Source organism: Phytoactinopolyspora halophila, from assembly GCF_003287285.1.
GTDB classification, from domain to species: Bacteria; Actinomycetota; Actinomycetes; order Jiangellales; family Jiangellaceae; genus Phytoactinopolyspora_A; species Phytoactinopolyspora_A halophila.
Window position 1 is genome coordinate 61,561 of the sequence record NZ_QMIG01000014.1, and the last position, 19,998, is coordinate 81,558.

General features: G+C 65.9%; 21 protein-coding genes. 7 read left to right on the plus strand and 14 right to left on the minus strand.

The window, feature by feature from the left end; genetic code table 11:
- Positions 1 to 3: 3 nt before the first annotated feature.
- From hemB to DPM12_RS13565, 14 genes are all read right to left on the minus strand, one after another.
- Positions 4 to 984 carry a porphobilinogen synthase gene (gene hemB, locus DPM12_RS13500; protein ID WP_112258919.1) on the minus strand — a complete coding sequence of 327 codons (981 nt, stop codon included), beginning with the start codon at positions 982 to 984 and terminating at the stop codon, positions 4 to 6.
- A 95-nt stretch (positions 985 to 1,079) separates the two neighbouring features.
- Positions 1,080 to 2,690 (minus strand): bifunctional uroporphyrinogen-III C-methyltransferase/uroporphyrinogen-III synthase, encoded by a 1,611-nt coding sequence (locus tag DPM12_RS13505; RefSeq protein ID WP_112258853.1) that lies wholly within the window; start codon positions 2,688 to 2,690, stop codon positions 1,080 to 1,082.
- Positions 2,687 to 3,646: a hydroxymethylbilane synthase gene (gene hemC, locus DPM12_RS13510; RefSeq protein WP_211658960.1), complete on the minus strand. Its 960-nt coding sequence runs from the start codon at positions 3,644 to 3,646 to the stop codon at positions 2,687 to 2,689. The genes DPM12_RS13505 and hemC overlap by 4 nt, the downstream gene beginning before the upstream one ends.
- Complete coding sequence (locus tag DPM12_RS13515) at positions 3,643 to 5,019, minus strand: glutamyl-tRNA reductase (RefSeq protein ID WP_112258854.1); 1,377 nt, start codon at positions 5,017 to 5,019, stop codon at positions 3,643 to 3,645. Before DPM12_RS13515 ends, hemC begins: the two co-directional genes overlap by 4 nt.
- Complete coding sequence (locus DPM12_RS13520; protein WP_112258921.1) at positions 5,016 to 5,723, minus strand: redox-sensing transcriptional repressor Rex; 708 nt, start codon at positions 5,721 to 5,723, stop codon at positions 5,016 to 5,018. The genes DPM12_RS13515 and DPM12_RS13520 overlap by 4 nt, the downstream gene beginning before the upstream one ends.
- A 161-nt stretch (positions 5,724 to 5,884) precedes the next feature.
- The gene (locus DPM12_RS13525) at positions 5,885 to 6,130 is read right to left on the minus strand and encodes a glutaredoxin family protein (RefSeq protein ID WP_112258855.1); all 246 of its coding nucleotides are present in this window, start codon (positions 6,128 to 6,130) and stop codon (positions 5,885 to 5,887) included.
- 107 nt (positions 6,131 to 6,237) lie between these two features.
- Positions 6,238 to 7,305 (minus strand): lysophospholipid acyltransferase family protein, encoded by a 1,068-nt coding sequence (locus DPM12_RS13530; RefSeq protein WP_112258856.1) that lies wholly within the window; start codon positions 7,303 to 7,305, stop codon positions 6,238 to 6,240.
- Entirely contained in the window at positions 7,212 to 8,267 is a 1,056-nt protein-coding gene (locus DPM12_RS13535) for an NAD-dependent epimerase/dehydratase family protein (protein ID WP_112258857.1), read from the minus strand. The genes DPM12_RS13530 and DPM12_RS13535 overlap by 94 nt, the downstream gene beginning before the upstream one ends.
- A gap of 69 nt (positions 8,268 to 8,336) precedes the next feature.
- A complete protein-coding gene (locus tag DPM12_RS13540) occupies positions 8,337 to 8,438 on the minus strand; it encodes a 30S ribosomal protein bS22 (RefSeq protein ID WP_112258858.1) in 102 nt (33 codons plus the stop codon).
- A gap of 182 nt (positions 8,439 to 8,620) precedes the next feature.
- Positions 8,621 to 8,851, minus strand: coding sequence for a helix-turn-helix domain-containing protein (locus tag DPM12_RS13545; RefSeq protein WP_112258859.1), 231 nt, complete (start codon positions 8,849 to 8,851; stop codon positions 8,621 to 8,623).
- Between the two features lie 168 nt (positions 8,852 to 9,019).
- Positions 9,020 to 10,216: an acetoin utilization protein AcuC gene (locus tag DPM12_RS13550; RefSeq protein ID WP_170313703.1), complete on the minus strand. Its 1,197-nt coding sequence runs from the start codon at positions 10,214 to 10,216 to the stop codon at positions 9,020 to 9,022.
- A 91-nt stretch (positions 10,217 to 10,307) separates the two neighbouring features.
- The gene (gene proC / locus DPM12_RS13555; RefSeq protein WP_112258861.1) at positions 10,308 to 11,111 is read right to left on the minus strand and encodes a pyrroline-5-carboxylate reductase; all 804 of its coding nucleotides are present in this window, start codon (positions 11,109 to 11,111) and stop codon (positions 10,308 to 10,310) included.
- Positions 11,108 to 12,037: a proline dehydrogenase family protein gene (locus tag DPM12_RS13560; RefSeq protein ID WP_112258862.1), complete on the minus strand. Its 930-nt coding sequence runs from the start codon at positions 12,035 to 12,037 to the stop codon at positions 11,108 to 11,110. Before DPM12_RS13560 ends, proC begins: the two co-directional genes overlap by 4 nt.
- A gap of 112 nt (positions 12,038 to 12,149) precedes the next feature.
- Complete coding sequence (locus tag DPM12_RS13565) at positions 12,150 to 12,719, minus strand: TetR/AcrR family transcriptional regulator (RefSeq protein WP_112258863.1); 570 nt, start codon at positions 12,717 to 12,719, stop codon at positions 12,150 to 12,152.
- Positions 12,720 to 12,860: 141 nt separating this feature from the next.
- Between DPM12_RS13565 and DPM12_RS13570 the strand changes: the two genes are divergently transcribed.
- From DPM12_RS13570 to radA, 7 genes are all read left to right on the plus strand, one after another.
- Entirely contained in the window at positions 12,861 to 13,763 is a 903-nt protein-coding gene (locus DPM12_RS13570; RefSeq protein ID WP_112258864.1) for a phosphatase PAP2 family protein, read from the plus strand.
- Between the two features lie 91 nt (positions 13,764 to 13,854).
- Entirely contained in the window at positions 13,855 to 14,805 is a 951-nt protein-coding gene (locus DPM12_RS13575; RefSeq protein WP_112258922.1) for a Ppx/GppA family phosphatase, read from the plus strand.
- 276 nt (positions 14,806 to 15,081) lie between these two features.
- Positions 15,082 to 15,861 carry a M15 family metallopeptidase gene (locus DPM12_RS13580; protein WP_158542886.1) on the plus strand — a complete coding sequence of 260 codons (780 nt, stop codon included), beginning with the start codon at positions 15,082 to 15,084 and terminating at the stop codon, positions 15,859 to 15,861.
- Positions 15,862 to 15,937: 76 nt separating this feature from the next.
- A complete protein-coding gene (locus DPM12_RS13585; RefSeq protein ID WP_112258923.1) occupies positions 15,938 to 16,798 on the plus strand; it encodes a sugar phosphate isomerase/epimerase family protein in 861 nt (286 codons plus the stop codon).
- Positions 16,799 to 16,877: 79 nt separating this feature from the next.
- Positions 16,878 to 17,642 (plus strand): DUF3109 family protein, encoded by a 765-nt coding sequence (locus DPM12_RS13590; protein ID WP_112258866.1) that lies wholly within the window; start codon positions 16,878 to 16,880, stop codon positions 17,640 to 17,642.
- Positions 17,643 to 17,646: 4 nt separating this feature from the next.
- A complete protein-coding gene (locus DPM12_RS13595) occupies positions 17,647 to 18,354 on the plus strand; it encodes a class I SAM-dependent methyltransferase (protein WP_211658965.1) in 708 nt (235 codons plus the stop codon).
- Between the two features lie 93 nt (positions 18,355 to 18,447).
- Entirely contained in the window at positions 18,448 to 19,830 is a 1,383-nt protein-coding gene (gene radA, locus DPM12_RS13600) for a DNA repair protein RadA (protein ID WP_112258867.1), read from the plus strand.
- Positions 19,831 to 19,998 lie beyond the last annotated feature (168 nt).

Consider the following 19,998-nt stretch of genomic DNA (forward strand, 5'->3'; position numbering starts at 1 on the left):
GTACTAGGAATTTCGCAGGTACCGAGCAGCTTCGACGGCCCAGTACGTGAGAATGATCTCGGCGCCCGCTCGGCGGATCGCCCCCAGCGATTCCAGCACCGCACGGTCACGATCGATCCAGCCGTTCGCAGCGGCAGCCTCGACCATGGCGTACTCGCCGGATACCTGATAAGCCGCAACGGGAACGTCGACGGCCGACCGGACCCGGGCGACGACGTCGAGATACGACATCGCCGGTTTGACCATCACGATATCCGCGCCCTCCTCCACGTCCAGCCGGACCTCGCGCAGCGCCTCGACAACGTTGGCGGGATCTTGCTGGTAGGTACGGCGATCGCCGCTCAACGTGGATTCGACGGCGTCGCGGAAGGGGCCGTAGAACGCAGACGCGTACTTCGCGGCATAGGCCAAGATCGCGACATCCGAGTGGCCCGCTCCGTCGAGCGCTTCTCGTACGGCAGCAACCTGGCCGTCCATCATCCCGCTCGGGCCCACCACGTGCACACCGGCCTCGGCCTGGGCACGGGCCATCTCCTGATAGGCGTCCAGCGTCGCGTCATTGTCCACCGTGCCGTCAGCCGTCAGGAGGCCACAGTGGCCGTGATCGGTGAACTCGTCGAGGCAGAGATCGGCCATGACCACCGTGGCGTCACCGACCTCGGCGACCACTTCGCGAATGGCCGAGTTCAACGCACCCTCGGGATGGTACGCGCCGGATCCCCGAGCATCTTTGTGCTCGGGAATGGCGAAGAGCATCAACCCGCCGACGCCAGCCTCCACCGCCTCCACCACGGCCTTGCGAAGGCTCTCCATCGAGTGCTGTACGACCCCCGGCATCGAGGGCACCGTCCGGGGCTCGGCGGCGTTCTCCCGGACGAACATCGGCAGCACCAGCTGACGTGGCGCCAGCGAGGTCTCGCTCACCAGCCGGCGCATCGCCGGTGTACGACGTAGCCGCCTCGGACGTTGCGTTGGGTAGGACACCGTGTCACTCCGATCGAGTACCAGGCGAGACATCTCACGTGCGCATCGGCTGACGCGCAGGGGAACACCTCCCGATGTTACTGCGCGCGCTTGTGCTACTGCGCGCTCTTGCGCCGGGACGCGGAGCGACGCCGTTGCGACGGCTTGAGCACCGGCTCGCCCGCCTCCAGCAACGACATCCGGCGGGAGTCTCCGAACTCGGCCAACGTGTCCGCCAGCAATTCGACGGAGGGTTCCGGCGCCATCACATCGACACGCAGGCCGTGCTCCTCGGCCGTCTTCGCCGTTGCGGGCCCGATACACGCGATGACGGTGTTCGCGTGCGGCTTGCCTGCGATGCCGACGAGGTTTCGCACCGTGGAGGACGAGGTGAACACGACCGCGTCGAACTTCCCCGTCTTGATCGCTTCCCGGGTCTTGGCCGGCGGCGGGGCGGCCCGCACGGTGCGGTACGCCGTGACGTCGTCGACCTCCCAGCCCATCTCCATCAGGCCGGCCGCGAGCGTCTCCGTCGCGATGTCCGCACGGGGCAGGAACACCCGATTGATCGGGTCGAGGACCTCGTCATACGGCGGCCAGTCGGCCAGCAAGCCGGCCGCAGACTGCTCGCCCGACGGCACGAGATCGGGTTCGATCCCCCATTCCCGCAGCGCCTGTGCCGTCTTCTCGCCTACCGCGGCCACCTTGAGCCCGGACAGCGCGCGAGCGTCGAGCCCGTAGCCGATGAGCTTCTCCTTGACCGCGCGCAGTGCGTTGAACGATGTGAACGCGATCCACTCGTATCGCCCTTCGACCATGCCCCGCACTGCCTTGTCGATCTGTTGCGGGTTACGTGGGGGCTCCACCGAGATGGTCGGTACGCCCTCGGGTACCGCGCCGTAGCCACGCAGCGAGTCGGTCAACGACCCGGCCTGTTCCTTGGTGCGCGGCACCAGGACACGCCACCCGAACAACGGCTTGGTCTCGAACCACGACAGCGTGTCGCGGTGTTCGACCGCATCACCAACGATCACGACGTACGGGCCGTCGATCTTCGCTGCCTTCACCGCCGACCCGATGTCTGCGAGTGTGCCGAGCACGGATTGCTGCGACACCGTGCTGCCCGCGGTGATCACTGCCACCGGGGTGCTGGGCACCCGACCGGCATCGACGACACTCTGGACGAGCTCGCCGAGTTGCTCCGTGACGCCGGTGAACACGAGAGTGTCCGCGGCGCACGAATGCAGATCGAGCTTCCCGCCGACATCGAACAACTGGGTACTGCGCCGACGCCCGGCCACCAGGGGAACACCCGCGTGCGTGGGCACCGCCGTGCCCGTCGCCACACCGGCAACCGCCTCGAACGGTACGCCTGCCTTCGCACAGGCCAGCGCCTCGTCAGCGCCGGTCGGATGGCTGAACGGGTCGCCTTCGAGAAGCCGCACCACGCGGCGTCCATTCTTCGCCGACTGGACCAGCCGCCGGCCTCGCGCCGCGGCAGTCAGCGCCACGCCAGCGTCGTCGACGCCGACGTCCACCACTTCGACGAGATCCGAGGCATGCTCGAGCATCTGGTGGTGTGCCGGCTCATCGAGCACGACAACATGGGCATCACGCAGAGCTTCGACGGCTCGTACGGTCAGCAGCCCCGGGTCTCCGGGGCCGGCACCGACAAAGACGACGTCACCTTGATCAGTGCGCTTGGGCGCGTTTCGCGGAGTGGTCACGAGACGTTCTCCTTCTTCGGCACCAGCTTCTCGGCACCGACAACTGCCCCAGCTCCGTCTTCGAGCATCTCTCGGGCGAGCTCTCGCCCGAGCCGTTCGGCTTCGGTGACTGAGCCGGTGGCGGACTTGCGGATACTCATCGAGCCATCGCCGGAGATGACGACGCCTCTGATGTAGAGCTCATCTTCTTCTGGAGTTTCTCCCTCTGCTGTCACAGCGTATGCCCCGACGGGAGCGCTGCAGCCCGCTTCGAGCTCGGCCAGCAGCGCGCGTTCGGCCACTACCGCGGGACGCGTCCCGGGATCATCCAGGACAGACATCACGCTGGTGAGCTCACCGTCGGCGGCGCGGCATTCCACCGCCAGAGCACCCTGCCCGGGTGCCGGTACGAGCTGGAGCGGATCGAGGATCTCGGTCACGGCCTCGGTCCGGCCGAGGCGGCCGAGACCCGCGTAGGCGAGCACGACCGCGTCGAGCTGACCATCGGTCACCTTACGCAGCCGGGTGTCGACGTTGCCACGGATCTCCACCACCTCGAGGTCGAGACCGAGAGCGCGCAACTGCGCTGCCCGTCGTGGCGAACCGGTACCAACCGTCGAGCCGGGCGGAAGCTGGGCGAGGCCCAGACCATCACGCGCACACAGCGCATCGCGCGGATCGGCACGCTCGGGCACCGCTGCCAGAACGAGCCCATCGGGCGACGCGGTGGGCAGGTCCTTCAACGAGTGCACGGCGACATCCACCCGTCCGTCCAGCACCGCTTCACGCAGGGCACTCACGAAGACACCGGTACCGCCCATGGTGGCCAGGGGCTCGCTCGACACGTCACCCTTCGTGGTGATCTCCACGAGTTCGACATCTCGACCGGTGGCGGCCGTGAAGGCGTCGGCGACGCTCGTCGCCTGAGCCATGGCAAGCGCGCTGGCGCGCGTACCGAGGCGCAGCGAAGAACTCACGAGTTCTCACCTCGCTTCGCCGATTCGGTTGTGGTATCAGGTTTCGCCACGGCCTCCACCGATCGCGGGTCGAGTGCGAACAGTTCGCGCAGCGCCGACTCGTACGAAGCACCGTCTGGCTGGGACGCGAGTTCCTTGACCCGCACCGTCGGCGAGTGCAAGAGCTTGTCGACCACCCGCCGGACGGTGGCCCGGACCTCGTTTCGCGCGTGATCGTCGAGATCGGGCAGCCGGCCCTCGATCCGGGCGAGCTCGGCCTCCACGACCTCGTCGGCCATCTCCCGCAGCGCCACGACGGTGGGCGCGACCCGGGCCGCACGGCGGGCCGTCGTGAAACCCGACACTTCCTCAACGACGATCGCCCGGACGGCTTCGACGTCGTCGGCCACCGCACCACCGTCGGCATCCTGCTTCTGCGCCAACCGGGAGAGATCCGTGAGTACGACGCCTGGCACGTCCGACACGGAGGCATCGACATCATGCGGCAGTGCGAGATCGAGAATTCCCAGCGGACGGCCCCGGCGATACTCCATGGCGGCCTCGACGAGATCATACGGAATGATCACACCTGCGGCTCCGGTGCACGAGACAAGCAGGTCGACCTCACCGACGTGGTCGGCGACCTCACTCATCGGCACGGCGTGCCCTCCGACCGAGGACGCGATCCGGCTTCCGTGATCGAGCGTTCGGTTCGCGATCACGACCTCGGCGCCAGCCTCGGCCAGGGTGGTGGCAGCCAGCGCTGACATCGAGCCGGCCCCCACTACCAAGGCCCTTAAGCCGCTCACCAGCTCACGCCACGACGTTCCGCTGGACGCCACGGGCTGTGATTCGGACCGCGCGATCGACGGCACGATCGATGCCAGGCCCACCGTCACCAGCGAGCGCCCGGCCGTACCGATATCCGTTTCGGCATGCGCCCGCTTGCCGACGCGCAGTGCCGTCTGGAACAGCTCGGTGAGAACCCGGCCGGTCACGCCGGACGTCTGCGCCAGCCGGAAGGCTTCGCGGACCTGACCCAAGATTTGCGTTTCACCGACCACCATGGAATCGAGCCCACTCGCGACATGGAACAGGTGCGAGACGGCACGTTCCTCGTAATGGACATAGAAATATGGGGTCAACCGTTCCAACGGCACGCCGGTATGCCTCGACAACAGCGCGCCCGCCTCGTCGATACCGCCGTGGAACGTCGCAGCATCGGCATACAGCTCCAGCCGGTTGCACGTGGCGACGATCACGGCTTCCGAGAGGTGGGCGGCACCGTGCACGTCGTCAAGGATCTTGGTTACTGCCTCGCCGTCAAGCGCGACGTCCTCCAAGGCATCGACGGGCGCGCTCCGGTGCGACAAGCCCACTACCAAGACACTCATCCACGCACCGCCTTGGCCAACTCGACTGCCTGCTCGGCGGTCAGTGCCAACGCCGAACCGTTCCTACGTTGCTCGTGGTAAGCGAGAATCTGCAGCTCCGTCGAAAGATCGACCTTGCGAAGCACCACGCCTTCGGGAACCTGCACCACCGCGGGGGCGAAGTTCAGGATGCTGGTGATGCCGACTTCGACCAGCCGATCGCACACCGCCTGAGCAGCATGGGCCGGCGTCGCCACGATCGCGATGGCTATGTTGTGCTCGGTCACGATCCGTTCGAGCTCGTCGACCGGGCGCACGTGCAATCCCGCGACCTCGGTGCCGACACGCTCCGGCTCGGCGTCCAAGAGCGCTGCGATGCGAAAGCCACGAGACGCGAAACCACCGTAGTTGGCCAGCGCGTGACCGAGATTACCGATACCCACGATGGCGACCGACCAATCCTGGGTCAGGCCGATCTCGCGGGAGATCTGATGCTGCAGGAACTCCACTTCGTAGCCGACGCCTCGGGTACCGTACGAGCCCAGATACGAAAGATCCTTGCGCAGCTTCGCCGAATTCACTCCCGAGGTCTCGGCGAGTTCGTCAGACGAAACCGTAGCTACACCGCGTTCGGCCAGCGCCGTCAGCGCCCGCAGGTACAACGGCAGCCGCGCCACCGTTGCCTCGGGCACACCGCGCGGCACAGGCGGTGAGACCAACTTCATCAACGAGCTCTCGGATCCGCTCACGGTACTCCCCGATCGGCCGGATCAGTCACGAGACACCCGGGGTGATGTCGTAACTGAAACCGGCGGAACGTATTATGTCCCCCACCCTAGGGCACTTGTGAACCGCTGCACAAAGTTGCGATCTTGGATGTTCTCGACTATGGAGCGCTCAGCGCGTGTCTCAGACGTGTCTCGTCGACCCACCAGAAGTCATGTTGCTCGCCATCGACGAACGTCACCGGGATCTGCTCGCCATAGCGCTGCGCGAGCTGTGCATCGTCGTCGATGCTGCGCTCCTCCCAATCCACGCCGATCTCGGAGCACACCCGGCTGATGACGACCCGGGCATCATCACAGAGGTGACAGCCCGGCCGGCCGAGCATGACGACCCTGGGCGCAGCCATCTCACAACCTCCACCCGCCATTACAGAATGATCATGTTTGGTACGTTTCCTCGGGCCGTAACACGTCTACAGACATGGTATGGCCCGAGAAAACGTACCAAACATGATCATTCGGAGCGGGAGAATTGGGGGAAGGCGCTGCCGCGTTTCTCGAGAAGGCCGTGCAGTGTCTGCTGAATCACGTCACGGACGTTGTCCGTGAGTTCGAACACCACCATCGGGTCTTCTGCCGCACCCACCTCGTACTGATCCGTTGCCAACGGCTCGCCGAACTCGATCATCCATTTCGACGGCAGCGGCACCAGGCCCAGTGGCCCCAGCCAGGGAAAGGTCGGCGTAATCGGCGCGTACGGCAGCCGTAGCAGGCGCGCGAGAAAGCCGAGATTGCCGACCATCGGATAGGTCTCCTCCGCTCCGACGATCGAACAAGGCACGATCGGCGCTCCGGAACGGATCGCGGCCGACACGAAACCGCCACGCCCGAAGCGCTGCAACTGGTACCGCTCCGCGAATGGCTTGCCGATCCCCTTGAACCCTTCGGGCCAGACACCGACCAACTCGTCTCTGGACAGCAGTTCGGCGACGTCCTCATTGCATGCCAGTGTCGAGCCATTCTTGCGTGCGACATCGGAGACGACCGGTAGTTGGAAGACGAGTGTCGCCGCCAAGGTCCGCAGGTGACGCGCCGCCGGATGCTCGTCGTGGACCGCCACCTGCAGCATGAGCGAATCGAGCGGGAACGTCCCGGCATGATTGGCGACGATCAGGGCCCCGCCGTCGGAGGGCACGTTCTCCATCCCCCGCACCTCGACCCGAAACCAGTGCCGGTACAGCATACGCAGGGCCGGCAACAGGACGCTCTCGGTCAAGTCTTCGTCGAACCCGAACGGATCCACCGTGAAGTCTCCGGACAACCGCCGCGCGAGGAAGGACAGCGCCTGATCCAACCGGGCCTCGTCGAACCCGGTTTCATCCGACCGGGTCTCGCTCAACTGGGCCTCGTCGAACCGGTCGCTCGCCACGTCGGCCATTCCCGCGACGTCTCGTGTGTCCGGATGGCCTTCTCCGGGTTCACCATCGGTCATCCGCCATCTCCCCGGAAGGTACGTACCATGCAACGCGCCGCTCGCTCGGCCGTGGCGAGCCGTCCCCGATCCAGCAGAGCCCGGCCACATTGAGCGGCGGCAAACGAGTCGAACGTCTCCACGGTGCTAAACCGTGGTGTGAATCGCAGCTCGTCACGCATGCGCGTCGTGTCCACGCCACGGCCGTACGTCAAGAAACGCACCTGCACCGCGTCCAGATCCGCGACCCCGGCACGCCGCATGATGCCGCGCACGAACGGCGAGCCCAGGCTGGGCAGCGCCACCGGCATCCGGCCAGCACGCAACAAGGCCTGGCTCAGGCCGAGGAATTCGTCGCCGGCAACGTTAAAGATGCCCGGACGGTCCTCGCCCGTAGCCAGATGGATGGCATCGACGGCGTCGTCTTCATGGACGAGCTGAAACCGCGGGTCCCGGCCGAACACGACCGGCACCGCCGGCAGCGTGAAGTAGTCCGACAACGACGTCCGGATGATCGGGCCGAGGACATTGGCCAGGCGAAGGATGGTCACCGCGACGTCGGGGCGACGACGTGAGAAGCCGCGGATGTATGCTTCGACCTCGCTCGCATCCTTCTCGTAGCCGCGACGGGTCATCGCACCCTGCGCCATGTCTTCGGAGAACAACGCCGGCGATCCGGGGCCCGCACCGTACACGGCGGTCGACGACTTGACGACGAGTTTGCGTACGGTCTCTGACCGCTGACATGCCGCCAGAAGTTGCATGGTGCCGATGACATTGATTTCCTTCTGCGGCGCCCGGCCGCCGGCATCGGATCTGGTGGCCAGAATGTTCATGTGCACCACGACGTCCGGGCCGACCTGGGTGATGACCTCGTGAATCGCCGATGTCGTGATGTCCGCCTCGACGAACTCGACTGCGCTGAGGTCCTCCCCTGGTGGGCCGACGTCTCGCGCTGGCGGGACGACGTCGACGCCGACTACCCGTTCTACCTTCGGGTCCCGGGAGAGCGAGCTGGCGATCCTGGCTCCCAGGTAGCGCGCGACGCCGACGACCATCACCGTGCCGGGCACCGACGCTCACCTCCCTACCGAGGCCACCTGATGAATCGATACGGTCCATGCCTCGCTGTGGTACCTGGCCTACTTACCTCGACGGCGACGCTGGATTCGTGTGCGCCGCAGGAGCTTGCGGTGTTTCTTCTTCGCCATGCGCTTACGCCGCTTCTTGACCACAGACCCCACTGGGCAACCTCACTCGAGTCAGACGGACACCGGACAATCGCGGATCAGAATCCATGCCACCCAACCGAGATTCCGGGATGGTCTTCTGCGCACGATTGAGATGTCAGCCTATCTAGAGCACCTAGAGTGAAGTCCAATCAGGTCGAACGGCTCTGCTCGACAGCCGCGCTCGCCTCCGATGTTCAGCCGGCTTCCATTCCCTGGACGTACGAGTTGTCCAGATACTCATGGACAGCGCTCTCCGGTATACGAAACGAGCGACCCACCTGCACGGCCGGTAACGTGCCCGCATGCACCAGGCGGTACACCGTCATCTTGGAAACCCGCATTGCGGTCGCGACCTCGGCAACCGTCAGGAAGCGCACCTCTCCCAACGGTTGTTCTGGGGGCACACCCGGTCCGCTCGTCGTCATCGTTCCTCCACCACGGCGCCGGTGGCACGTCTCTCGCGCTTCGACATCGGCAGCGTGTATCTCGATGGTAGTGGCTGATGTGACGGATGGGAAAGGGGAGCAGCCCGACTGAATTCGATCAAGATACGGTTTCAACGCAGTTGATACCGTTTCGTGATCTAGAATCGATCACAGGCCCGGATCCAGGCCATGCAACGGGAACACTGCGGAACGCGTGGCCCGGATGGCCTGGTCGACGGCATCGGCCGGATCGAAACCTTGCTCCCACGCGGTGTACGTTCCCTTTGCGCCATCAGTCATCCGCGAAGGGGCCACCACGCCCCCGGCGGCACGTACATATTCCCGCCAGGCGGCCGGCACCGGCGTCTGCGGATCGATCGGCGAGCCCGCCGCGATAGCTAGCAGATGCGTCCACGCCCGTGGTACGACGTCGACCAGGGCGTACCCGCCGCCTCCCGTGGCCAGCCATCGGCCTTCACACAGCTCGTGTGCCAATGCATGCAGCGAGGCATACGAAGCCCGCTGCCCGTCAACGGTCAGCGCCAGATGTGCTAGCGGATCTTCGAGGTGGCTGTCGCACCCGTGCTGCGTCACCAGCATCTGCGGCTGCCACGCCCGGAGAAGCGGCGGGACGACCGCGTGGAATGCACGCAACCAGCCCGCATCGCCAGTACCCGGTGGGATCGCGACGTTGACTGCCGCGCCCTCCGCCGCACGGGAACCGACCTCCGACGGGTGACCCGTACCGGGAAAGAGCGTCTGCGGCGACTCGTGCAGACTGATGGTCAAGACGCGGGGGTCGTCGTAGAAGACGGCCTGCACGCCATCGCCGTGATGTACGTCGACGTCCACATATGCGATCCGCTGGGCACCGGCGTCGAGCAGGGTCTGGATACCCACCGCGACATCGTTGTAGACGCAGAACCCGGAAGCCAAGCCAGGCATCGCGTGATGAAGCCCGCCCGCGATGTTGGCGGCATGGGTGGTCGATCGCTCCCACACGGCCCGGGCCGCCGCAACGGTTCCGCCGACGATTTTCGCACTGACGTCGTGCATACCCTCGAAGCACGGCACGTCACCCGTGCCGAGACCATAGGAGAGATCGAGCCGGCTCGTATCCGCGCTGGCCGCACGGACGGCCGCGACGAAGTCGGGGGTGTGTACCGACGTGAGGACATCGTCCGGCGCCGCTTCCGGAGGCACGACGTGCACGCCGGGAAGGTCGAGGATACCGAGGTCACGTGCGAGCCGGATGGTCAAGGCCAGCCGCACCGGATCCATTGGATGCCCGGGCCCGAAGTTGTAGCTCGTCAGCTCGTCATCCCAGGAAACGTGCACGGTGGTGTCCGGCTCAACCATAGTCATCGACCTTAGAACACCTTCCGGATACCCACACGTGCCCGCGGCGAGCACTCAGACGGCGCATCACGCATGGGCCGACGCTCTGCTCCGGCCGCTAGATCTGGCCGGAGGACAACGCCCGGGAGCGGTCCCGCGCCGCCTCCATGGCCGCGAGAAAGTCCGCGCGTACCTTTCCTTCTTCGAGCAGCCGGATCGCCGCCGCAGTGGTTCCTCCCGGTGATGTCACGCCTTCCCGCAACACCGTCGGATGATCACCCGTTTCACGCAACAGCTTGGCCGAGCCGACCAACGTCTGGACGACGAACTCGGTAGCCGTGGCACGCGGCAGCCCCATGTGCACGCCCGCTTCGATCATCGCTTCGACGACGTAGAACACGTAGGCCGGACCCGAACCGGAAATCGCGGTGACGGCGTCGAGCTGCTTCTCGGGAACCCTGCTCACCCGGCCCGTGGAACTCAACAGCTCCTGGACTTCACGGATGTGCGCGTCGTCGCAATGCGATCCGGGCGCTATCGCGGCCATTCCCTCGTCGACCAGGGCAGGTGTGTTCGGCATGACGCGCACCACGGGGGTCCCCTCCGGCAGCCGCGACTCGATGAACGCCGTGGTGATTCCGGCCGCCAGGCTCACCACGAGGTGCCCGGGCCGCATCGAGCTGGCGATCTCGTCCAGCAGACTGCTCATATCCTGGGGTTTGACAACGATGACCACGGTGTCGGCACGCTTGACGGCCGTCGCGTTCTCCATCGCTTCGACCCCGTACCTCTCGGTGAGCTCCTTAGCCCGATCCGGGCGACGTTCGGTCACCAAGATCTCGTCTACCCGCTTTCCAGCTCGCACCAGTCCAGAGAGCAGGGCCTCGCCCATGGCTCCGACCCCGAGAATCGCTACCGTCATCGTTTACTCGCCACCGATCGCAGGAAGAGAGACAGATTGGCCGGGCGCTCCGCAAGACGCCTGACCAAGTATCCATACCAATCCTCACCGTACGGCACGTATACGCGTACGCGCTCCCCGGCTCGCACCAGCCGCCGCTGCTCTTCCGGACGGACGCCGTAAAGCATCTGATACTCGTAGCTGCCCTGCTCGCGCCGGTACTTCGCCGCAAGTGAACCCACGATCTCCACAAGCCGCGGATCGTGCGTGGCGAGCATGGGGTAACCGTTTCCTGCCAGCAGAATCTTGGCACAGCGCACGTAGGCACGGTCGACTTCGCGGTGGCTGACATACGCCACGCTTCGCGGCTCGTCGTAGGCACCTTTGCACAGCCGAACCCGCGAGCCCGCGTAGGCGAGGTTGCGGCAGTCGTCCTCGGTCCGGCGCAGATAGGCTTGGAGCACCGCGCCCGTCTCCGGAAAGTCCGTACGCAGGCGCCCGAGGATGTCGAGGGTCGAATCGGTCGTGCTGTGATCTTCCATGTCGAGCGTGACCGTGGTTCCGGCCTCGCGCGCAGCCGCGCAGATGCGCCGGGCGTGATCGAGCGCGATCGCCTCGCCACCGGCCGGCAGCGCCTGGCCAACCGCGGACAACTTCACCGACACCTCGACGGAAGCAGCGAGGCCAGCCACATCCAACGCCTCGAGCAACGCCACGTAGGCATCGGCCACTCGCTTTGCTTGTAACTTGTCGTTCGTATCTTCTCCGAGGTGATCGATCGTGACGGTCAGCCCTTGATCGACCAGGTCACTGGCAACCCGGACGGCGTCATGGGTCTCTTCGCCCGCGACATACCGCGCCACCAGTCGACGGGTCGGACCGACTCGTTCGACCGCATCTCGCAAACGTGTACTCCGGGCCGCACGTAACAGCAACGACCGAGACAACGATCCTGGCAATGTGGCTGCCCCTTTCCCTCGACTCCGCACCCTCGCACAACGACGAGGCCAGGGTATGGCACGTCAGCGACGAACCGCCCGCCACCACTGTCCGTTGTTTCTACGACACGACGTCCGGGACGCGCAGGGCATCCCGGGCCGTCTGAAGAACCAGTGGGCGTAGCTCCTCGCTCGGTACTTCTGCAAGGGTCAGCACGGCCATGACCGCGCCGAACGCGGAGAGAGCCCGCACCTGTTCTGCCCGGGGCACGCCTTCCGGCGAGAGCATCTCGATGAGCTGACGATCATATCGCTGCAGGCGCGGCACCATCCGCGAGTTGCTCGCACCTACGATGTCGGTCATCACGTACGTGGCCAGCTCCCGGTGTTCGAGCAAGAGGTCGATGAACCGCACGATGATCTGGTAGCGACCTTCCGGTTTTTCCACCGAGACGTAGTGTGCCGCGTCGATGATCTCTTCCTCGCCGTCCGCCAGCGGCCGGAGTAGGTCGTCGAGGATGCTCACCTTCGTTCGATAGTGGTAATAGACCGCTGCCTTCGAGACACCGAGCCGCTCCGCGATCTGGCGAAGTGACGTCTTCTCGTAGCCCTGCTTGGTGAACAATTCCAGTGCCACGCTTCTAATGCGGGCGCCCATGTCGGACTCGAGTTCTCTCGCGTTGTCATCCATCGGTGCCAACTCCTCAGGACTTTGTGGCCGGAATCACGTGAACTCTCCACACCAATAGGCGGCACTTACCTGCCGGCAAGTATTAGCATCAAATCGTGCTTGCCGGTTGGCAAGCCCACGCACGTTGGAGGTCCGGACGTCATGGAAGACGGGGTACTGACTACGGAACGCGACATATCTGGCCGCAGCCGCGCATGGCGCGGCATACGTGAGGGATTGCTCGTCGCCACGGCTACTCTGCTGTATTCCCTGGTGCGAGGCCTCACGGACGATCGCGTAGATCTCGCCTTCGAGAACGCCGAGAGGGTGATCTCGTTCCAGTCAACGCTCGGCTTCTTCGTCGAGTCCGATATGCAGGCATGGATCGCCGACAACGACGTGGCCATCAATATCGTCAACGCCATCTACATAGGTGGATACTGGCCGGTCCTGATCGGGACGCTCGCCTGGCTGCTGGTCCGTCATCCCGATCATTACACGCTCTACCGGAACGCATTGCTCGCCTCCGGGGCCATCACGCTGGTCATCTTCGCACTGTACCCCCTCGCTCCACCGCGCTTCCTTCCCGAGCAAGGGTTCATCGACACGGTAGCGGAGAACTCCGAGACGTACCGCAACTTCACGGCGTCGCCGTTCGTGAACGAATACGCCGCCATGCCAAGCCTGCACTTCGGGTGGATCCTCCTGCTGAGCATTGCCTGGATCGCCGTCAGCAAGCGCCGTATCGCCACCGCCTTCGGCGTGATCATGCCGATCTCGATGTTCGCCGCGATCGTACTTTCCGGCAACCATTTCATCATCGACGGCATCGTCGGTGGGATCGTCGTTCTCGCCGGACTCGGCATCGCGTACGGGATAGAACGGTGGAAGGAAGCTCGTCGACCAGCCCAGCCGATGTTCGCCGCTGCCCGCGCTCCGAGCCCGCACAGCCAGGGGCGAAGCGGCATCGAGCTATCCGACCCGGCACGCGGCACCACACCGGCACCCACCGCGGGAGTGAATGCCGGACCCAGCCACCGGGAGCGCGCCACGCTGCGCCAGTGATCCCGATGCGCTGGGCCCCAGCGCGCCCTCGTGGAGGCAATGGCCCGTCTTCAAACAGCCGCTCGGTGTCCGGGCCGGTAGCCTCGGAACTATGCGCATCGCGGTCCTTGACGTCGGGTCAAACACCGTACACCTGCTTCTCGTGGACGCCCATCGAGGCGCCAAGCCGTTGCCCGCACACAAGGAGAAGGCCGACCTGCGCCTCGTCGACGTGGTGAGCGGCTCCGACGCCGCGACGAGCGCTGGCGCCGACCGGCTGGTCGAATACTGCCGGTACGCTGCCGGCGTCGCCGAAGACAAAGGGGCGACATCCATGCTGGCCTTCGCAACATCCGCCCTGCGGGAGTCGGCGATCGGTGAGCAGATCATCGAACGAGTCCGGCACGAAGCGGGTGTAGATCTCACCACCCTCTCCGGCGAGGACGAGGCCCGGCTGACCTTTCTTGCCGTCCGGAGGTGGTACGGCTGGTCTGCCGGACGGCTTCTGTCTTTCGACATCGGCGGCGGTTCCCTCGAACTCGCCATGGGAATCGACGAGGACCCCGACGTCGCGCTCTCCCTTCCCCTCGGAGCCGCACGGCTCACCCAGGAGTGGTTCACGACGGATCCGCCATCCGAAGACGAACTGCGGGAGCTGCGACGACACGTTCGCGCCGAGATCGCGGACGTCGTCGGCAAAGTCCACCGGTTCGGACTTCCCGATCATGCAGTGGCTTCCAGCAAGACGTTCCGCTCCCTCGCGCGAATCGCCGGCGCGGCGCCCTCGGCGGACGGGCCGTACGTGCGCCGGACTCTCCGCCACGCCGACGCGCAGGAGATCGTGAGCAGGCTCGCCGAGATGCCGGCGGCGGAGCGCGCGAAGCTGGCCGGTGTACCGCGGGGTCGTTCCGAACAGCTGCTGGCCGGCGCCGTGGTCGCCGACGCCGCGATGGATCTCTTCGACGTGGAGTCCGTCGACATCTGCCCGTGGGCACTGCGCGAGGGCATGATCTTGCGGCGCCTCGATCACCTCGACAGCGTGGAGAACCCGCCAGCGCGCTGACTGCCGGAAACAGGAGCGCAGCACACGAGCCTGCCGCCATGAGTGCCGCACGGTTCGAGATACCGGAACGACAAAGGCGACAACACGAACATGTTACGCTTCCCGAGCGTTACTATTTCGTGATCTTCAAAGGGAGTCCGAGGGAGCATGCCTGTGCGATCCGGTCGCCATGCGCGCACGCGACACCGCAGAACCGCCAGACATCCCGTCAGCCGGCACAGACGGCCCGGAAACCTCCGGTGGGCCCTCTCCATCCTGGTGCTCACCGGCGCCGCTGTGGCATCTCTCCAATCTGCCGAGGTCTCGGGACCTCCCACGGCCGGAGAGCAACATGGACGCGAGGCATCCCAAGACCTCCAGGCGCTCTCGGAACTGCGGGACGAAGCGGCCGGCGACACGTCCCGCAACTCGCAGCGCTCGCCCGATCCGCCCGACGGGCGGCGGGCAGCGGACTCGGAGGAACCCGGCCAAGCCGAAGCCACGGTCACACCTCCCACGCCCACTCCGAGCGGCGAGGACGACGGCAGTGACGAGGAGGCCGACAACCCGGAGGATGCGGCAGGACCAGCCGCAACGGGCGCGGAGAGTGACCTCTCGGGCGGATTCCCGCCACCATCAGACTGCGACGCCACCGTCCCCGCCGAAGGTGACGTGGCGAACGGGCGCCTGACCTCCGAGCACCTGTGTGACGTCGGGGAAGGCCACGAACTTCGTCCCGACGCCGCTGCCGCGTTCGCCGCTCTGGCCGAGGCCTATGCCGACGCCACGGGCGAATCCTTGCTCGCCTGCGTCGGCAACGCCTACCGCTCGTATGACCAGCAGGTCGACCTGTATGCGGAGAAACCGAATCTTGCCGCACGTCCGGGCACCAGCCAGCATGGCTGGGGACTGGCCGTGGACTTCGAATGCGGAGCAAATTCGTATTCCAGCGCCTTCTACGACTGGCTGGCCACGGCGGGAGGCGAATACGGATGGCACAACCCCTCCTGGGCGCAACCGGAAGGGTCCAGGCCCGAACCGTGGCATTGGGAGTTCGATCCCTCGTTGATCGGTTGATGCCCACGTCCGGACGTCGCGGCCCGTCCGGTCTAATCTTGGAGACGTGTCGGAGCTGCGCCAGAGCGCGTTGGGAATGTTGCGGGTGCCCGATGCACCCGTAGGCCTCTCGACGACATCGGTCTATCCACAAGGCACCGCCACCGCGTTCCGCATGGCTGCGGCGCTGGGCTACGACGGCGTCGAGCTCATGGTCTGGACCGATCCGGTCAGCCAGGACATCGACGAGGTGGAGCGCCTCTCCGCACGCTACGACGTTCCCGTCCTCTCGGTGCATGCCCCATGCTTGTTGATCACGCAGCGCGTATGGTCGCCTGATCCGTGGATACGCCTGACTCGTTCGGTCGAAGCGGCGCAACGCCTCGGGGCCAGAACCGTCGTCGTCCATCCACCCTTTCGCTGGCAGCGCGACTACGCGAAGGAATTTCCGGAGCGCATCGCCGAGCTCGAAACCGACACCGGGATCGTGGTCGCCGTGGAGAACATGTACCCGTGGCGCGCGGCTGGCCGCGAGATCGCCGCCTACACGCCGCACTGGGATCCAGCTCCCGGCCCGTACGAGCACCTCACGCTCGACGTCTCGCATGCCGCCGTGGCCGGCGACGACGCCCTCGACATGGCCGAGACGATCGGCGACCGGCTCACCCACCTCCACCTCACCGACGGCACCAACTCGGCCCGCGACGAGCACCTGGTTCCCGGGCGCGGCAGCCAGCCCTGCGCAGCACTGCTCGAGCGGCTTGCCCAGCGCGAATGGTCCGGAGCGGTCATCTTGGAAGTGACGACCAGACGTGCGCGCAGCACGGCCGAACGAGAAGCCGATCTCGACGAGGCACTGGCATTCACGCGGCTGCATCTTGCCGCAGCCGTCGACACCGCGTTCGCGGTGACGGCCGATGGCACGGCAGAGCAAGTGGCCCGGAGGAGCGAACCGTGACCACTAAGGAAGCCGGCCGACGTACGAACTGACCGGCACCCGGGACGAATCCGTGGTGGGCGGTCTACGCTGGTCCCACATGGGGACCGATGAGCACCGGACACCACCGGACACGGCCCGGGCCTGGATCGAGTTCGTGGACCCGGACGATTCAGACCAGATCCTGCGCTGCGACCTGACGTGGCTCACTTCGACGTGGACGTGCATCTTCGGTCAGGGCTGTCCCGGCATCTACGCGTCCCGGCCCAACGACGGCTGCTGCACTCATGGCGCGCACTTCTCCGATGACGACGACGAACAACGGGTGCGCGAATACGCCGGCGAACTCGGTCCCGACGTGTGGCAACTTCGCGACGAAGGATTACGCAACGGCGTGGTCGAGACGGACGACGACGGCGAGCGCAAGACGCGCGTCGTCGACGGTGCGTGTATTTTCCACAACCGGCCCGGATTCCACGGCGGCACCGGCTGTGCGCTACACATGTACGCATTGCACAACGAGCTGCACCCGCTGCAGACCAAGCCGGACGTGTGCTGGCAGCTGCCGCTGCGACGAACCTATCGCGACGTCACGCGGCCGGACGGCAGCACCTATCTGGAGATCACCATCGCTGAATATCGGCAACGCGACTGGGGCGCGGGTGGCCATGACATGGACTGGTATTGCACCAACGCCCCCTCGGCACACGTGGGCAAGGAGCCGCTGTTCCGCTCGAACGAACCCGAACTCCGGGAACTCATTGGAGACGCCGCATACGAGGAGCTGGCCCGGCACTGCGAGCAGTTCCTCGCGGCCCGGCTTCCGCTGCTGACCCATCCGGCGAGTGCGCGAGATCGCGGGTGAACCGGTGTCGAGCGACGTCATACCCAGTCCGAACATCTGGCACAACCCGAGAACCTACGAAGCGGAGAACCGCGGCGTCGACCCGGATCGTGTGATCGAGACCGCGATGCGGCGTATCCACGACTGGAGCAAGCAAACCGTCGTCGACATCGGGTGCGGCTCGGGCTATCACCTCCCGCTGTTCGCGCACGACGCTCATCGGGTTATCGGTGTCGAGCCACATCCGCCGTTGGTCCGGTTGGCCCGGCGACGTATCGCACACCTCGACTCCCCTCTCGACTCCCGTCGGGCCGTCGCCATCGGAGGTACTGCCCAGGCGCTGCCGCTGCCGCCGTCGTCGGTGGACGTGGCGCACGCTCGATGGGCCTACTTCTTCGGCCCGGGTTGCGAACGCGGACTCCGGGAGCTGGCCCGCGTGATGCGCCGTGGGGGAACGGCCTTCGTCATCGACAACGACGCGCGCCGGTCGACGTTCGGCCACTGGTTCCGTCGCGCCTTCCCCACCTACGATCCGATCGCAGTTGAACGATTCTGGGCTCGTGCCGGGTGGCACCGCGAGCCACTGGACATCCGATGGCAGCATCCCGACCGTTCATCGTTCGAAGCGGTCGTGCGGATCGAACTCCCGCGCGACGTCGCCGATGCCGTACTCCGGGAACATCCGGGCACCGGTGTCGACTACGCGGTCAACCTGTACTGGCGCCAGTACTAGCTTCGCTGGGTAGCGCCGACTTCGACTTTCTGGCGAAGGCGACGACCGTCGACTCAACGCCGGTGTCGGTGGCGGCGGTTACCGTGTGGAGCCATGGCCAAGGCAGCACAGATCTACCGTTGCAGCGAATGTGGATGGACGAGCCCGAAGTGGGTCGGCCGGTGCGGCGAGTGCCAGGCGTGGGGAACCGTCGATGACGCCGCGGCTCAACGTCCGGGCAACACCGCAGCGGGCCCAGTCACCCAGGCTGCACGGCCGATCAACGCCGTCGGCCTGGAATCGGCCCGGTCCAGACCGACCGGGGTCGAAGAATTCGATCGCGCCCTGGGCGGCGGTCTGGTCCAAGGTGCCGTGACGCTCCTCGCCGGAGAACCGGGTGTGGGCAAGTCGACGCTCTTGCTCGATGTCACGGCCAAATGGGCCCTCGACGCCGGCCGCGCCCTCTACGTCACCGGAGAGGAATCGGCCGCGCAGGTACGCCTGCGAGCGGAACGCACCGGGGCGATAGCCGATCACCTGTTCCTCGCCGCCGAAACCGACCTGTCCGCAGTCTTGACACACATCGACGAGGTCAAGCCTTCCCTCGTCATCCTCGACTCGGTCCAGACCGTCGCGAGCCCGACACTCGACAACCCGGTGGGTGGCGTCAACCAGGTCCGCGAGGTCGCGTCGACCCTCATTCGGATCGCCAAGGAACGGGGCATCGCCACGGTTCTCGTCGGCCATGTCACGAAAGACGGTTCGATCGCGGGTCCCCGGGTCCTCGAACACCTCGTGGATGTCGTGCTGCAGTTCGAGGGTGACCGGCATTCCAGGCTGCGCATGGTACGCACGGTGAAGAACCGCTACGGTCCCGCCGACGAGGTGGGGTGCTTCGACCTGTCCGACGCCGGAATCACCTCACTGGCCGATCCCACCGGCCTCTTTCTGTCCCGGCACGCTGCACCCGTTCCGGGCACCTGCATCAGCGTCACCGTGGAAGGGCGACGACCACTGCTCGGCGAGGTCCAGGCATTGGTGGCACCGTCCGCGTTGAACACACCTCGCCGCGCCAACAGCGGTCTCGATTCCGCCCGCGTGTCCATGGTCCTGGCCGTCCTCGAACGCCGGGGCCGAATCCAGCTGAGCACCAAGGACGTCTTCACCTCCACCGTCGGAGGGGCGCGGCTCGCCGAGCCCGCTACCGACCTCGCGGTACTCATCGCCGTCGCCAGCGCATCCGCGCAGCAAGCGACGCCGATGGGCATGATCGCCCTGGGTGAGGTCGGGCTGGCTGGCGAGATCCGGAGGGTCACCGGAATGCAACGACGGCTTGCCGAAGCTGAGCGCATGGGGTTCAGCACGGCACTCGTACCACCCGATCCCGGCCCGATTCCCGCGGGAATCCGCGCCGTCGAGGTCGAGCACATCGGCTCGGCCCTGGCCATCGTCGCCGATCCGGCCACCGCGTTTCCGGTGGACGAGTCGCACCGGTGACCACATGAATGGAACGATGCGCGGGAGAGGACGGTGCGGGTGGGCCATGTCACGGTGGTTGCTCCGGGCTGTCTGAGCGCTTGACATGACATGCCCTTAGACTGTTGCCCGGAAGTGTCAGTGTCGACCTCGCGCTTTACACTTCTCAGCTCTAGACTGGCAGCCAAC

Coding starts and splice junctions, on each gene's coding strand:
- DPM12_RS13585 (WP_112258923.1), top strand. CDS start 15,938: ATGTTGCGGGTGCCCGATGCACCCGTAGGCCTCTCGACGACATCGGTC.
- DPM12_RS13545 (WP_112258859.1), bottom strand. CDS start 8,851: ATGACGACGAGCGGACCGGGTGTGCCCCCAGAACAACCGTTGGGAGAG.
- radA (WP_112258867.1), top strand. CDS start 18,448: ATGGCCAAGGCAGCACAGATCTACCGTTGCAGCGAATGTGGATGGACG.
- proC (WP_112258861.1), bottom strand. CDS start 11,111: ATGACGGTAGCGATTCTCGGGGTCGGAGCCATGGGCGAGGCCCTGCTC.
- DPM12_RS13575 (WP_112258922.1), top strand. CDS start 13,855: ATGCGCATCGCGGTCCTTGACGTCGGGTCAAACACCGTACACCTGCTT.
- DPM12_RS13565 (WP_112258863.1), bottom strand. CDS start 12,719: ATGGATGACAACGCGAGAGAACTCGAGTCCGACATGGGCGCCCGCATT.
- DPM12_RS13550 (WP_170313703.1), bottom strand. CDS start 10,216: ATGACTATGGTTGAGCCGGACACCACCGTGCACGTTTCCTGGGATGAC.
- DPM12_RS13590 (WP_112258866.1), top strand. CDS start 16,878: ATGGGGACCGATGAGCACCGGACACCACCGGACACGGCCCGGGCCTGG.
- DPM12_RS13530 (WP_112258856.1), bottom strand. CDS start 7,305: ATGTGGCCGGGCTCTGCTGGATCGGGGACGGCTCGCCACGGCCGAGCG.
- DPM12_RS13525 (WP_112258855.1), bottom strand. CDS start 6,130: ATGGCTGCGCCCAGGGTCGTCATGCTCGGCCGGCCGGGCTGTCACCTC.
- DPM12_RS13570 (WP_112258864.1), top strand. CDS start 12,861: ATGGAAGACGGGGTACTGACTACGGAACGCGACATATCTGGCCGCAGC.
- DPM12_RS13515 (WP_112258854.1), bottom strand. CDS start 5,019: ATGAGTGTCTTGGTAGTGGGCTTGTCGCACCGGAGCGCGCCCGTCGAT.
- DPM12_RS13520 (WP_112258921.1), bottom strand. CDS start 5,723: ATGAAGTTGGTCTCACCGCCTGTGCCGCGCGGTGTGCCCGAGGCAACG.